The organism is Pseudomonas sp. Sample_10, from assembly GCF_004321495.1.
GTDB lineage: Bacteria > Pseudomonadota > Gammaproteobacteria > Pseudomonadales > Pseudomonadaceae > Aquipseudomonas.
This window is the reverse complement of record NZ_RCOE01000139.1, coordinates 1-14,699: the sequence shown is the minus strand read 5'-3', so window position 1 is coordinate 14,699 and position 14,699 is coordinate 1. Positions and strand designations below refer to the sequence as shown.

At 59.7% G+C, this 14,699-nt stretch carries 11 protein-coding genes and 1 tRNA gene; 9 read left to right on the top strand and 3 right to left on the bottom strand.

The window, feature by feature from the left end:
- Positions 1-31: 31 nt before the first annotated feature.
- The 4 genes from rpsO to D8U18_RS13005 all read left to right on the top strand — a co-directional run bounded on the left by rpsO (position 32) and on the right by D8U18_RS13005 (position 3,267).
- Positions 32-301, top strand: coding sequence for a 30S ribosomal protein S15 (rpsO, locus tag D8U18_RS13020; RefSeq protein WP_011332409.1), 270 nt, complete (start codon positions 32-34; stop codon positions 299-301).
- 207 nt (positions 302-508) lie between these two features.
- Positions 509-2,614, top strand: a complete 2,106-nt coding sequence (gene pnp, locus D8U18_RS13015; RefSeq protein WP_131107761.1) for a polyribonucleotide nucleotidyltransferase — start codon at positions 509-511, stop codon at positions 2,612-2,614.
- Between the two features lie 138 nt (positions 2,615-2,752).
- A tRNA-Thr gene (locus D8U18_RS13010) sits at positions 2,753-2,828 on the top strand.
- Between the two features lie 133 nt (positions 2,829-2,961).
- Positions 2,962-3,267, top strand: a complete 306-nt coding sequence (locus D8U18_RS13005) for a DUF6388 family protein (protein ID WP_056855256.1) — start codon at positions 2,962-2,964, stop codon at positions 3,265-3,267.
- A gap of 45 nt (positions 3,268-3,312) precedes the next feature.
- Here the strand turns inward: D8U18_RS13005 and nadC are convergent, their stop codons facing one another.
- Positions 3,313-4,161 (bottom strand): carboxylating nicotinate-nucleotide diphosphorylase, encoded by an 849-nt coding sequence (gene nadC / locus D8U18_RS13000; protein WP_131107760.1) that lies wholly within the window; start codon positions 4,159-4,161, stop codon positions 3,313-3,315.
- Between the two features lie 255 nt (positions 4,162-4,416).
- Between nadC and D8U18_RS12995 the strand changes: the two genes are divergently transcribed.
- The 4 genes from D8U18_RS12995 (at position 4,417) to D8U18_RS12980 (ending at position 10,265) form a co-directional block, all read left to right on the top strand.
- The gene (locus D8U18_RS12995) at positions 4,417-6,597 is read left to right on the top strand and encodes a DUF1631 domain-containing protein (RefSeq protein ID WP_131107759.1); all 2,181 of its coding nucleotides are present in this window, start codon (positions 4,417-4,419) and stop codon (positions 6,595-6,597) included.
- A 64-nt stretch (positions 6,598-6,661) separates the two neighbouring features.
- Positions 6,662-7,222, top strand: a complete 561-nt coding sequence (ampD, locus tag D8U18_RS12990; RefSeq protein ID WP_056854974.1) for a 1,6-anhydro-N-acetylmuramyl-L-alanine amidase AmpD — start codon at positions 6,662-6,664, stop codon at positions 7,220-7,222.
- Positions 7,219-8,055 (top strand): regulatory signaling modulator protein AmpE, encoded by an 837-nt coding sequence (gene ampE, locus D8U18_RS12985; RefSeq protein WP_131107758.1) that lies wholly within the window; start codon positions 7,219-7,221, stop codon positions 8,053-8,055. Before ampD ends, ampE begins: the two co-directional genes overlap by 4 nt.
- Before the next feature lie 179 nt (positions 8,056-8,234).
- Positions 8,235-10,265, top strand: a complete 2,031-nt coding sequence (locus D8U18_RS12980; RefSeq protein ID WP_131107757.1) for a methyl-accepting chemotaxis protein — start codon at positions 8,235-8,237, stop codon at positions 10,263-10,265.
- A 136-nt stretch (positions 10,266-10,401) separates the two neighbouring features.
- Here the strand turns inward: D8U18_RS12980 and D8U18_RS12975 are convergent, their stop codons facing one another.
- Together D8U18_RS12975 and cra are read right to left on the bottom strand one after the other, a co-directional pair.
- Positions 10,402-11,178 (bottom strand): TatD family hydrolase, encoded by a 777-nt coding sequence (locus D8U18_RS12975; protein WP_131107756.1) that lies wholly within the window; start codon positions 11,176-11,178, stop codon positions 10,402-10,404.
- Between the two features lie 3 nt (positions 11,179-11,181).
- Entirely contained in the window at positions 11,182-12,177 is a 996-nt protein-coding gene (cra, locus tag D8U18_RS12970) for a catabolite repressor/activator (protein ID WP_130908140.1), read from the bottom strand.
- Positions 12,178-12,468: 291 nt separating this feature from the next.
- On the opposite strand from cra, the gene fruB reads away from it, so the two are divergent.
- A partial coding sequence (gene fruB / locus D8U18_RS12965; RefSeq protein WP_131107755.1) for a fused PTS fructose transporter subunit IIA/HPr protein occupies positions 12,469-14,699 on the top strand: 2,231 nt, incomplete at its 3' end.

Sequence of the window (14,699 nt, the reverse complement as noted above, 5' to 3'; positions counted from 1 at the left end):
TGAAACAGTTTCCTGATAAAAGGATTGCCTCATGGCTCTCGACGTTCAAGAAAAAGCTCAAATCGTTGCTGACTACCAGCAAGCTGTTGGTGACACTGGTTCGCCGGAAGTGCAAGTAGCACTGCTGACCGCCAACATCAACAAACTGCAAGGTCACTTCAAGGCCAACGGTAAAGATCACCACTCCCGTCGTGGTCTGATCCGCATGGTTAACCAGCGTCGCAAGCTGCTGGACTACCTGAAAGGCAAGGACGTGAGCCGTTACAGCGCTCTGATCGCTCGCCTGGGTCTGCGTCGCTAATAAGCGATTGCGCTAGAGGTTGGTTGTCTGTCGTGCACCAGCGGGTTTCCCGCCAGTGCACGGCAGGCTCCCAGCCTCAAGTTTTATCTGGATACCTGCTTTACCTGAGTAGCACCTGGACAATTGTGTCGGGCCGATTCCCGGCGTTGCCCAAGAATTTCGCAAGAAACCCGTTTCCCCAAGAGCCACAAAAGAAGGTAGGACACCGTGAACCCGGTAATCAAAAAATTCCAGTTCGGTCAGTCGACCGTTACCCTCGAGACTGGCCGTATCGCCCGTCAGGCCTCCGGCGCAGTATTGGTCACCGTTGACGACGACGTCAGCGTATTGGTGACCGTAGTCGGTGCAAAACAAGCCGATCCAGGCAAGGGCTTCTTCCCTCTGTCTGTTCACTACCAGGAAAAAACTTACGCTGCCGGTAAGATCCCTGGCGGTTTCTTCAAGCGTGAAGGCCGTCCTTCCGAGAAAGAAACCCTGACTTCCCGACTGATCGACCGTCCGATCCGTCCGCTGTTCCCTGAAGGCTTCATGAACGAAGTGCAGGTTGTCTGCACCGTCGTTTCCACCAGCAAGAAGACCGATCCGGACATCGCTGCGATGATCGGTACTTCGGCAGCCCTGGCGATCTCCGGCATTCCTTTCGATGGCCCGATCGGCGCTGCCCGCGTTGCCTTCCACGAAAGCACCGGCTACCTGCTGAACCCGACCTACGAGCAACAGGCTGCCTCGAGCCTGGACATGGTCGTTGCCGGTACTTCGGACGCCGTATTGATGGTTGAATCGGAAGCCAAAGAGCTGACCGAAGACCAGATGCTGGGCGCGGTACTGTTCGCTCACGACGAATTCCAGGTTGTGATCAACGCTGTGAAGGAACTGGCTGCCGAAGCCGCCAAGCCAACCTGGAACTGGGCTCCTGCGCCAGAAGCCACCGAACTGCTGGGCGCTATCCGTGCCGAGTTCGGCGAAGCGATCTCCCAGGCTTACACCATCACCATCAAGGCCGACCGTTACGCTCGCCTGGGTGAGCTGAAGGACCAGGTGGTTGCCAAGCTGTCCGGTGAAGAAGGCCAGCCAAGCGCTGCTGAAGTCAAAGCCGCCTTCGGCGAAATCGAATACCGCACCGTTCGCGAAAACATCGTTAACGGCAAGCCACGTATCGACGGTCGCGACACCAAGACCGTACGTCCGTTGAACATCGAAGTCGGTGTCCTGCCAAAAACCCACGGTTCGGCCCTGTTCACCCGTGGCGAAACCCAGGCCCTGGTCGTTGCAACTCTGGGCACCGCCCGTGATGCACAGCTGCTGGACACCCTGGAAGGCGAGAAAAAAGACCCGTTCATGCTGCACTACAACTTCCCACCGTTCTCGGTAGGCGAGTGTGGTCGCATGGGTGGTGCCGGTCGTCGTGAAATCGGTCACGGCCGTTTGGCCCGTCGTTCGGTTTCGGCCATGCTGCCTGCCGCCGACGTGTTCCCGTACACCATTCGCGTGGTTTCGGAAATCACCGAATCCAACGGTTCGAGCTCGATGGCTTCCGTTTGCGGTGCTTCCCTGGCACTGATGGACGCTGGTGTGCCGATGAAGGCGCCAGTTGCCGGTATCGCCATGGGTCTGGTTAAAGAAGGCGAGAAATTCGCTGTTCTGACCGACATCCTGGGTGACGAAGACCACTTGGGCGACATGGACTTCAAGGTAGCCGGTACCGCCAAAGGCGTCACCGCGCTGCAGATGGACATCAAGATCAAGGGCATCACCGAAGAGATCATGGAGATCGCTCTGGGCCAAGCCCTGGAAGCGCGCCTGAACATCCTCGGCCAGATGAACCAAATCATTGGCCAGTCGCGTACCGAACTGTCGGCCAACGCTCCGACCATGATCGCGATGAAGATCGACACCGACAAGATCCGTGACGTTATCGGTAAAGGTGGCGCGACCATCCGTGCGATCTGCGAAGAAACCAAGGCTTCGATCGACATCGAAGACGACGGTTCGATCAAGATCTTCGGCGAAACCAAGGAAGCGGCTGAAGCGGCACGTCAGCGCGTTCTGGGCATCACCGCAGAAGCCGAGATCGGCAAGATCTACGTCGGTAAGGTTGAGCGCATCGTCGACTTCGGCGCATTCGTCAACATCCTGCCGGGCAAGGACGGTCTGGTGCACATCTCCATGCTGAGCGATGCTCGCGTTGAGAAAGTGACCGACATCCTCAAGGAAGGTCAGGAAGTGGAAGTACTGGTACTGGACGTGGACAACCGCGGCCGTATCAAGCTGTCCATCAAAGACGTGGCAGCTGCCAAGGCTTCGGGCGTTTAATCAGCCCTTCAGCCTGATGGCTTCAACGTTGTAGAAAATGCCCCGCAGTGAAAGCTGTGGGGCATTTTTTTGTCCGCAGAAAATTGAAGCGACTTGGAAGTTGCCTGACCCTAAAGTCAGTGCTAGGTTTAGCCCACCGCCCGTGTAGCTCAGCCGGTAGAGCAGCGCACTCGTAACGCGAAGGTCGCAGGTTCGATTCCTGTCTCGGGCACCAGCGACACTCTGTTTTCAGATGATCCCGAATGGTTCTGAAGGCCAGACAAACCGCGCTTCATACGGTTTTTTGCGTCAGAGAGATCCTTGATGATCCAGATCCATCTTCCATTCCCCAGATCAGCGAGAACGCCATGACCGTTAAAGAGTTGACCCAAGAAGCCCGCCACGAAGAAGCACTCAAGAAATACTTGATCGACTCACCCCAGTTAGCCGATGAGATCAAGGACCTGCCCGCCGACGATCAGAAAGATCAGATCCAGTGGGCGTTCGAGGATGAGGCGGAGGCCCAGGGCCTGCAGCCTTGGGAGTTGACGCTCAAGTACACCTGCACCCCGCAAGAGTTCGAGGCCAAGCGCCTGGAGCTGCACAAGGAAGCTGCCGAAGTGTTGGGCGTCGAGTGGGAAGAGTACTGCGAGATGAATAATCTGGTGGTTTGACACTCATGTAGGAGCGAGCCTGCTCGCTCCTACAGTTCGATGTGATCAGAGACTCAAGCGCATCGACAGATCCACCGCTTTCACATCCTTGGTCATCGCACCAATCGAGATGTAATCCACGCCGGTTTCGGCGATCGGCAGCAGCGTGCTTTCATTGATCCCGCCGCTGGCCTCCAGTTTTGCCTTGCCGCCGTTCAGGCGCACGGCTTCGCGCATGTCATCCAGGCTCAGTTCGTCGAGCATGATGATGTCTGCCCCGGCCGCCAGGGCTTCTTTGAGCTCATCCAGGCTTTCTACCTCAATCTCTACCGGTTTGCCCGGCGCGATCTTGTGCGCGGCGGCAATGGCCTGCGGAATGCCGCCACAAGCAGCAATATGGTTTTCCTTGATCAGGAAGGCGTCATACAGGCCGATGCGGTGGTTGTGGCAACCGCCGCAGGTCACGGCGTACTTTTGCGCCAGACGCAGTCCCGGCAGGGTTTTGCGGGTGTCGAGCAGCTTGACCTGGGTTTCGCCAACGAAGTCCGCCAGGTACTGCGCGCGAGTGGCCACACCGGACAGCATTTGCAGGAAGTTCAGCGCGCTGCGTTCGCCGGTCAGCAGCGAGCGCGCCGGACCTTCGAGGTGGAACAGCACCTGATTGGGTTTCACCCGCTCGCCATCGGCGACTTGCCAATGCACTGCGACCCGTGGGTCCAGTTGCCGGAAAACCGCGTCGACCCAAGCGGTGCCAGCAATGACGGCAGCGTCGCGAGTAATGATGGTGGCTTTGGCCAGGCGTTCGGCCGGGATCAGCTGCGCGGTGATGTCGCCGCTGCCGATGTCTTCGAGCAACGCGCGGCGCACGTTGGCTTCGATTTCGGCGTTCAGATCGGCGAGACGTAGATTCGGCATAACGGACTCCACAAACAAAGTGGTCCGATTATAGGGCCATGCCGCGGAGCAACCCAAGGCGTGCGAAAGATTGTCGGCGCTGCGAAACATGCATTTGGTCGATTCCCGCAAGCAAATACCGCCCGTACTGGTCTGTATTTCCATGGAGGAACACGGGTCGCTGGTACCGGGGTGGTTTTTTGCAAGATAATTGCGCCTTGCAATTGACGTCATGACTTTGACGATTCGTGGAATCATTGTTTCAGGGGGACCGGGATGCACAACGACGGGAATGTAGTGCCTTTGCACAAGGCGGCTACCGATCAGGCGATTCATACGCCGCTCACCCGCCTGCCTGTGATTCTCCTTCAGGTTCGCGACAAGGCTGTGCTGCAGCTCAGGAGAGGCCTGCAGGCGCTGTTTGACAATGCGGACGACACACTTTTTGAAATGACGGATCGGGCTCGAGATAGCATCGAGCAGAACATTTACTTCCAGGCCATGCGCGATTTGCGCCTCAAGCGCAAAAGTATCGAGCGGCTTTTTTTCGATCAGATCTTCGAGGCATTTGCTCGTCTTTCCCGCTACGACGTAACACCTGTGAACGGCTCCATGGCGCTGTCGGCCGGCGCTTCGTTTGCGCAGCCCGGCGACGAGCTGGAGCGCACAGTCGCGGTAGAAGCGATGGTCAATAAAATACTGGATCGTGACGGTTTGGCGCTCGACCAGCTCACCGCACGCCTCAGTACGCTGTTGGGCAAGACGCTGATTGAAAGGCACAACCCTTTGGGGCCGACGTTGCTGTGTGAGTTTTTCCTGCAGGCCGGGCGCAATCTCGGGGTAGAGATCAAGGTCAAGTTGATTATCCTCAAATTGTTCGAGCGCTATGTGCTCAACGATGCTGACCAGCTCTATGGTGAAGCCAACCAGTTATTGGTAGTCATGGGCGTGCTGCCCGATCTCCAGCCCGTCCCGGCACGAACGATTGCTACGTCTGTCGAAACGCCTGTAGCCGTTGAGTCGCAAGAGCCAGCGCTCGACGACAGTCTGCCACCGGTGTTTCTGCCATTGCAGCACCTGTTGTCCCAGGTGCGCGGCCGTTTCACGCCAATCCTCGAAGCAAGCGCGCCCGCACAGCCGATTTCCTCACGGGACCTGTTGCGGCTGCTTTCGTACTTGCAGCAATACGTGCCGACGCACGCCAGTCAGGACGATTTCGATCTGCGCAATCAGCTGGGACAGTTGCTGACTCGCGTCAGTGTCAAAAGCGGCAAGTCGCGCGTGGTGGGGGTGGCGGATGAAGATGTCATCAACCTGATCGCCATGCTGTTCGAGTGTATCCGCCACGACCGCGACTTGCCGCAGAGCCTCAAGGCGTTGGTTGGCCAGTTGCAAATCCCGATGGTCAAGGTGGCGGTTCTGGACAAGCGTTTTTTCAGTCGCGGCGATCACCCGGCCAGGCGTCTGCTCAATGAAATAGCCAGTGCCACGCTCGGCTGGAGCAGCTGCGACGATGTTCAGCGCGATAGCCTGTACTTGCGCATCGAGCAGGTGGTGAAGCGGTTGTTGAATGACTTCGTCGATGACCCGACGATTTTTTCCGATCTGCTGGCTGACTTCCTGGCGTTCATCGCCGATGAGCGGCGTCGCAGTGAATTGCTGGAGCAACGCACCCGCGACGCTGAAGAAGGCCGGGCGAAAGCTGCGTTGGCCCGTCAGCATGTCGAACAGGCTTTGAATCTGGCCTTGTTGGGCAAAAGTCTGCCGCGCAGCGTGGTGCTGTTTGTTCAGGACGCCTGGAGCAAAGTGTTGCTGCTGACCTTTCTCAAGCATGGTCATCAATCGACGCAGTGGCATGCGGCTGTGCAGACCATGGAGCAGTTGGTCTGGAGCGTTCAGTGCCATGACGAACCGGACGCGCGTTCGCGCTTGCTGGCGCTGGTGCCGGGCTTGCTCAAGGCGTTGCGCGAAGGCCTGAGTGGTTCGACGTTCGATCCGTTCGCCACCAGTGAGTTTTTCAGTGAGCTGGAAGGTTTGCATGTTCAGTTGTTCGAGCCTGAGCCTCATGCGCCAAAGGACGCGCCGGAGTTGCTTCAGGTGCTCGAAGCAATGGTCTTGCAGTCAGCCGATGAAGGACCGGTACAGGCCACTGCGGTGCCTTTGTCGGCCGATGATATCGGACTGTGGCACGTGGACCAGTTGCGCCTTGGTGGCTGGGTCGAGTTCCAGGAGGATCAGGATAATACGCTGCGCTGCAAGCTGGCAGCGATTATCGACGTCACGGGCCATTACATTTTCGTCAACCGCACTGGCATGAAGGTGCTGGAGCACAGCCGTGCGAGCCTGGCCCTGGAGTTTCGTCGCGGTACGGTGCGTACGCTCGATGACACCTTGCTGTTTGATCGGGCGCTGGAGACGGTGATCGGCAATCTGCGACGCCTTGAGCGTGGCAAGTGATCGCATCCCGGGGGGCTATCGCGGCATACTGACGGCCAACACACTTGTCGTTGAAGGAATCGGTATGCAGTTGGACCCCGCGAGCGGTTGGTGTCAGGACGTGCGTTTGTGCCCCTCGCCCAACTTCAATGCGCGCCCCGAGGGCGAAATTTCCCTGCTGGTGATCCATAACATCAGCCTGCCGCCGGCGCAGTTCGCCACGGGCAAGGTGCAGGCCTTTTTCCAGAATCGTCTGGATGTCACGGAGCACCCCTATTTTGAGGGGATTGCCGACCTGCGGGTGTCCGCACATTTTCTGATTGAGCGTGACGGTACGGTTACCCAGTTTGTCTCTTGTCTTGAGCGCGCCTGGCACGCTGGCGTTTCGAATTTCGAGGGGCGGGAAACCTGTAACGATTTTTCCGTGGGCATCGAACTGGAAGGCACGGATGATCTGCCATTCACCGATGCTCAGTATGATGCGTTGACCGGGCTCACTCGGCAGTTGCAAGCGGCGTTCCCGGCGATCACTGCACAGCGGATCTGTGGACATAGCGACATCGCCCCCGGGCGCAAGACGGATCCGGGGCCGGCGTTCGACTGGGCACGCTATCGCGCAGCCCTGGCAAAAGAAGAAGGACAATGAGTTTTCTGGTGTTGCTGTTGGCGGTCTGGATCGAGAAGTTTTCGGCCCTGCGCCATCGGGTTCAACGCGATGGCGGCTGGGTTCGCGAGCTGCACAAGCTTGAGCTCAGCCCGCGTATGGTGCAGCGTCCATGGCTGGTACTAGCGGTGCTGGTGCTGTTTCCCGTTGCGCTACTGGGCCTGCTGCTGGTGGTGATTGACCCGGTGGCTTACGGTCTGCTGGCCTTGCCGGTACACCTGTTGGTGGTTATCTACAGCCTGGGGCGCGGAGATCTGCTGGCCGGTCTTGGGCCGTTTCGCGATGCCTGGCGTCGAGAAGACCTGCAAGCGGCGGCCCATGTCGCCAAGCGCGATCTTGATATCTGCGCCGACAGCGGCGAACAACTGCTGGAGCGGGTTGAAGGGCATTTGCTGTGGGAGGCTTACCAGAGTTTCTTTGCGGTGATTTTCTGGTACTTCCTGTTGGGGCCGGTCGCCGCCTTGAGCTACCGCCTGCTGGCCCTGGCTGAAGAGCACGGGCAAAACCCGGCCGTGGTCGAGCGCGCAGGGCAATTGCGTCACGCATTCGATTGGGTGCCGGTGCGCTTGCTGGCCGCGAGCTTTGCCCTGGTCGGCAATTTTGTTGCTGTCAGCCGGGTGATGTTGCACGAATTGCTGAACTGGAACATCAGCGCTGCTCAGTTGATCGAGAAGGCTGGGCGGGTGGCCGCGGAAATTCCTGCACCGGTCGCAGGGCCCGACGGCATCAACAATCTCGACCGGCTCTGGGAGTTACTGCTGCGAGCGGCGGTGCTGTGGTATGCCGGTTTTGCATTGTGGACTGTCTTGCCCTGAAGCGATTGATCCCTGTAGCAAGTGATGCCCGCTGCTACAGGGCTGCGCTGACCTCTCGTTAACCTTAAGTTACAAAACTTCCTGCCGATTTAAGCTATACAGGGATAGCGCTCAATAGTGGCTATCTGCTGCCTCGCTGCGCCTGCCAACAAAAATAAGAAATCCAAGGGAGACTTCCAGTGAAGAGCTTGCTCTATCCCGCCGTTGCGCTAATGAATCGCCTGAGCTTCGGCATGAAGTTCAGCCTGATCAGCGTCCTGTTCCTGGTGCCAATGTTAGTCACCAATTTCTATCTGGTACGCGATTCCTATCGCGAATTCCAGGGCACCCGGATCGAACTGCAAAGCCTCGACCTGTTGGGCAGTAGCCTGACGCTACGACGCGATCTGGAAACCTTGAACAACCTGGTGCAGATCAATTTTGCCCTCGGCCAGTCCGGCAGGGCCGGGAACATTGAGGCGCAAATCAGCAGCCTGGAAAAAAGCGTGCTGACGCGCCTGCAAGGGTTGACGGCGATGAGCAGCGATCCGGAGCACATTGCGGTGTTCGACGGCAAACGCGATGAGATGGTCGCTGCGTTCAAGGCTCAGCAAGCGGAAACATCCCTGCAAAGCAAAAGTGCCCTGGCGGGCAAGCTGGTGGGTAATGCCCAGCTTTTCAGCCAACTCATTGCCAGTCAGGCCGGTCTGAGCCTCGACAATCAAAGCGACATGCGCCAACTCAGCGAACTGGTGACCAACGTCACTCCGCGCATCACCCAGATTCTGGGGGACGGCCGTGCGATGGGCGCGGCCTCGCTGGGGCAAGGTTTTCTCAACTCGGCATCGAGCAACCGATTCGATGACCTGTTGGGGCAGATCGAAAAACTCCAGGCCGAGTACGGCCTGAAGTTGCAAGACGCGACAAACTCCAGCAAGGCCGCGGCGCAGACCCTGGCTGCTCAGGCAGACAGCAGCAGGGCCTCGTTGAAAAAAGCCAGCGAGCTGTTCGAAGAAAAGGTGGTGATGGCCGATACACTCGATACGCCATGGCAGGCCTTCTACGACCAGGTCACTGGCTTGATGGATTCGACCTACCAACTCAATGAAGCCACCCTGAAGTTTCTCGGCGACCAGTTGCAGCAACGTCTGGACCAGAACCGCACACACATGATCCTGCAGGCCGTGGCGCTGTCGGTGGTGTTTGTCCTGATCTTCTATCTCTACGGCGGTTTCTACGCGTCTACCCGCACCACTCTCAAACGCCTGGGTGGGGTCATGGACAAAGTGGCGGCGGGCGACATGACGGTTACGTTCAGTGCCAACAGCCGCGATGAACTCGGAGAGTTGGGCGAGGTGTTCAACGGCACGGTGAAGAAAATCCATGACCTGATCGAACGCGTCGGGCAGACCGTCAGCGAGGTCGAGCGTCAAGCCGGGCAAGTGGAAAATGTTTCGGCGCAAAGCAACCAGGCGGTGGCCGGGCAGCGCACCCAGATCGAGCAGGTCGCCACGGCGATGAACCAGATGTCCGCCACTTCCCTGGAAGTGGCGCGCAGTGCGGCGGCAGCGGTCAGCAGCGCCCACAGCGTCAACGATGAAACCATCAGCGGGCGCGGCCTGGTGCAGTCCCAGCAAGGCAGCATCGCGGCACTGGCCAGCGAGATTGATCAGTCGGTGTTGGTGATCAATCAACTGGCCAGTGACAGCCAATCCATCAGTCGCGTGCTGGAAGTGATCAAGAGCATTGCCGAGCAGACCAACCTGCTGGCGCTGAACGCTGCGATCGAAGCGGCACGGGCCGGTGAGCAGGGGCGCGGGTTTGCCGTAGTGGCTGACGAAGTCCGGACCCTGGCCAAACGCACCCAGCAATCGACTGAGGAAATCGAGCAGATGATCGCCAAGTTGCACGGCGGTGTCGGTGCGGCGGTCAAGGCGATGGGGGTCAGCCATGAAATGGCGAACGGCACCGTGGGGCAGTCAGAAAAGGTCCAGCTCGCACTGGAAAATATCCTCGGTGCGGTCGGCATGATCGTCGACCAGAACCAGCAGATCGCCGCCGCCGTGGAGCAGCAGACCGCTGTGGCCCACGACATCGACCAGAACATCGTTGAGATCAACCGCGCCGGCGAGCGCACCGCTGAGGGTGCGCACCAGACCGAGGACGCCAGCCGCGCGTTGTCGGCGCAGGTGGTTGAGCTCAAACAGTTGATCAGCGCATTTCGCGTTTAAATCCGCATCGCATGATCGTTCCCACGCTCTGCGTGGGAATGCCTCATCGGACGCTCCGCGTTCGGCTCTGGATGGGGCGCGGAGCGTCCCGGGCTGCATTCCCACGCAGAGTGTGGGAACGATCTGCTTAATGTGTTTACCAGCCGAACAACTCACGGGCATTGGCGGTGCTGGCGGCGGCCAGTTGTGCGGGGCTGATGGTCATGATGTCGGCCAGTGCGGCACAGATTGCCGGCAAATGCGCCGGGCTGTTGCGTTGACCGGGAAACATCGCGGGCGCCATGTCCGGTGAGTCGGTTTCCAGCACCACCGATTCGAGCGGCAATTTTGTCAGCACGCGGTGCATGCGCAGCGCTTGCGGCCAGGTCGCGGCACCGCCCAGGCCCAGCTTGAAGCCGAGCTTGATGTACTCGCGGGCTTCTTCCTGACTGCCGGCGAAGGCGTGGATGATCCCGGCACGTTTCGACTTGAAGCGTTTCAGTGTGGCAATCACCGCCGCGTGACTGCGCCGCACATGAATGAGCGCCGGCAGATTGAAGTCCACCGCCAGTTGCAGTTGCGCCTCGAACAACGCTTGCTGACGCTGGCGATCGAGGGTTTCGATGTAGTAGTCCAGGCCGATTTCACCCACAGCACACAGCTGCCGATGCCCGGCAAGGCGGGTCAGCCAGTCGCCGAGTTGCGTCAGGTGTTCAGGCCGATGATCGTCCAGGTACACCGGGTGCAAGCCGAACGCGGCATGCAGGTCGGGATCGTCTTGCACCAGCTCCCAGACCCGCTGCCAGTTGCCCTGACAAACCCCCAGCACCACCATTTCCCTGACCCCGAGGGCGCGGCTTTCGGCCATCAGTGCCTGACGATCCGTGTCGAAGTCGGGAAAGTCCAGGTGTGTGTGGGTGTCGATCAGGTCCATGGCTCAGTCCTGACGAATACGTTGTTTGAACGTCCGGGCAATGGCCTGCACGCCGGGTTGGTAATCGGATTGCTCGATGGCTGCCAGGGCCAGGGCCAGGGCTTTGTCGGCGATCAACTGATGTTGCTGGGCCATGGCGTTGACCGGCAACGGCAAAAAGTCCAGCAATTGGGTATCGCCGAAAGTGCCGAGGCGCAGTGGGCGGTTTTTCAACGGGAAGTCGTGCAAGGCATCGAACACGCCTTGCAGCAGTACGTAAGAAGTGGTCACCAGCGCTTCGGGAAGATGCCCGACACGCTGAAGTAATTCTTCCATCAACTGTTTACCGCATTCGCGGCTGAACGACTCGCCGTGCTCGATCAGCATTTCACCGTTGTAACCGGCCAGCGCTTCTTTGAAGCCGGCGGCGCGCTCCTGGCTGATGCTCAGCTCGGGACGGGCGCCGATCAAGGCAATCTGTTTGGGCAGCGGGTCGAGCAGGCTTTGCGTCAGGTGCAGGCTGGCTTCACGGTCGTCACTGATCACCGAGCAGAAATGCTCGGGCTCCATGACCCGGTCGATGGCGATGATCGGCAGGCCCTTGGCCTGTAATTGCCGGTAGCTGTCGTCGCCGGGGGGCAGGCAACTGGCAACGATCAACGCGTCACAGCGCCGGGCGCGGAACAGTTGCAGCAATTGCCGTTCGCTGTCCGGTGCATCGTCGGAACTGGCGATCAGCAGCTGATAGCCGCGAGCCCTCGCGCCCTGTTCCAGCAGTTTGGCGATTCGCGCGTAACTGGGGTTTTCCAGATCCGGCAAAATAAAGCCCAGCGTGCGGGTGTGCCGGCTGCGCAGGCCGGCAGCCTGGGGATTGGGTGTGAAGCCGTGCAATTCGACCACCGCGCGGACGCGCTCGACGGTGGCGCTGCTGATGCGTTGCTGTTCGGCTTTGCCATTGATGACGTAGCTGGCGGTGGTGACGGACACACCGGCCAACTGGGCTATATCACTGAGTTTCAACCCGCAATTCCTTGTTTTCTCGAGCTTGCCTCGACATTTTCGTCAATCGTACCCGATTCGGGCAGTCGACCATCGTCACAACGCATCCGACAAGTTGGGCTTCAACGACGCAACAGAATCGAGTAACGTGCCAATCATTCTAGATTAAACGTTTCAGCAGGCGTATTTTCTGGATTAAATACGCTTTGGCAGGTGCTGCCGCAAAACCGCCAAAGATTGTTTCAAGACAAAAGCCTAAGCTGAATCATTCAAAACAATACCTGGCACCCAAGGTGCCAAAAAGGAGAAAGCATGCTCGAGCTCACCATAGAGCAGATTTCCATGGGCCAGTCGGCTGTGGATAAGGCCGCAGCGTTGCAATTACTGGCCGGACATCTGGTCGCCGATGGCCTGGTTGCCGACGGTTACCTGGCCGGTCTGCAGGCCCGTGAAGCCCAGGGCTCGACCTTTCTCGGTCAAGGTATTGCCATTCCCCACGGTACGCCGCAAACCCGCGATCAGGTATACACCACGGGCGTGCGGCTGATGCAGTTCCCCGACGGCGTTGATTGGGGCGACGGCCAGACCGTTTACCTGGCCATTGGCATCGCTGCCAAATCCGACGAACACCTGCGCCTGTTGCAACTGCTGACCCGGGCCCTCGGCGAGACCGATCTGGGACAGGCCTTGCGCCGCGCCAGCTCTGCCGAAGCCTTGCTCAAGCTGCTGCAAGGCGCGCCGCAGGAACTGGCGCTGGATGCACAGATGATTGGCCTGGGCGTTGCCGCTGAAGATTTCGAAGAGCTGGTTTGGCGCGGCGCGCGATTACTGCGCCAGGCCGACTGCGTGAGCAACGGTTTCTCGGCAGTGTTGCAGCAGGTCGAAGCTCTGCCGCTGGGTGATGGCCTGTGGTGGCTGCACAGCGAGCAAACGGTGAAGCGTCCGGGACTGGCCTTCGTCACCCCGGACAAACCGCTGCGTTACCTCGGCCAACCGCTTAACGGACTGTTTTGCCTGGCCAGTCTGGGCGAGGCCCATCAGGCGTTGCTCGAACGTCTGTGCGCCTTGCTGATAGAAGGTCGAGGCCATGAATTGGGGCGCGCCACCAGCTGCCGTGCGGTGCTGGAAGTGCTCGGTGGTGAACTGCCTGCCGATTGGCCGAGTGCGCGCATTGCGCTGGCGAACGCCCACGGATTGCATGCGCGCCCGGCGAAGATTCTCGCGCAATTGGCAAAAAGTTTTGAAGGCGAGATTCGCATCCGCATCGTCGATGGTCAGGACAGCGCGGTATCGGTCAAGAGTCTGAGCAAATTGCTCAGCCTCGGCGCCCGTCGCGGTCAGGTGCTGGAAATCATCGCCGAGCCCAGTATTGCCGCCGATGCCTTGCCCGCGCTATTGGCTGCCATCGAAGAAGGCCTGGGTGAGGAAGTCGAGCCGCTGCCGGTGAGCCAGCCGCGCGAAGAAATCGCTGAAGTGACGCAAGTACTGCTGGCGCCAACCTCCGGGAGTCTGGTGCAGGCTATCGCCGCTGCGCCGGGAATCGCCATCGGCCCGGCGCATATTCAAGTGCTGCAAACCATCGAATACCCGCTGCGCGGTGAATCCGCGGCGACCGAGCGCGAGCGTCTCAAGCAAGCACTGGCCGCGGTACGCCAGGACATTCAGGGCTTGATCGAGCGCAGCAAGGCCAAGGCCATTCGCGAGATTTTCATCACCCACCAGGAAATGCTCGACGACCCTGAGTTGACCGATGAAGTCGACACCCGCCTCAAGCAGGGCGAAAGCGCCGAAGCGGCGTGGATGTCGGTAATCGAAGCGGCGGCCCGGCAGCAGGAAGCCTTGCACGACGCGTTGCTCGCCGAGCGCGCCGCCGATCTGCGCGACATTGGCCGGCGCGTGTTGGCGCAACTGTGCGGAATCGAAACCCCGCACGAGCCGGATCAACCGTACATTCTGGTGATGGACGAAGTCGGCCCGTCCGATGTGGCGCGTCTCGATCCGGCCCGTGTGGCCGGCATTCTTACCGCCCGTGGCGGCGCCACCGCGCACAGCGCCATTGTCGCCCGGGCCCTGGGTATTCCGGCACTGGTCGGCGCCGGCCCTGCAGTGCTGCTGCTGGCGCCCGGCACGCCGTTGTTGCTCGATGGTCAGCGCGGTCGCCTGCACGTGGATGCCGATGCGGCCACTTTGCAGCGCGCAACTGAAGAGCGTGATACCCGTGAGCAACGTCTGAAGGTTGCCGCCGAACAACGCCATCAACCGGCGTTGACGACCGACGGGCATGCGGTGGAGGTGTTTGCCAACATTGGTGAGAGCGCAGGCGTGACCGGCGCGGTGGAGCAGGGCGCCGAAGGCATTGGCCTGTTGCGCACCGAACTGATTTTCATGGCCCACCCGCAAGCGCCGGACGAGGCGACGCAGGAAGCCGAATACCGCCGTGTCCTCGATGGCCTCGCCGGGCGGCCGCTGGTGGTGCGTACGCTGGATGTCGGCGGTGACAAACCGCTGCCTTATTGGCCGATTGCCAAGGAAGAAAACCCGTT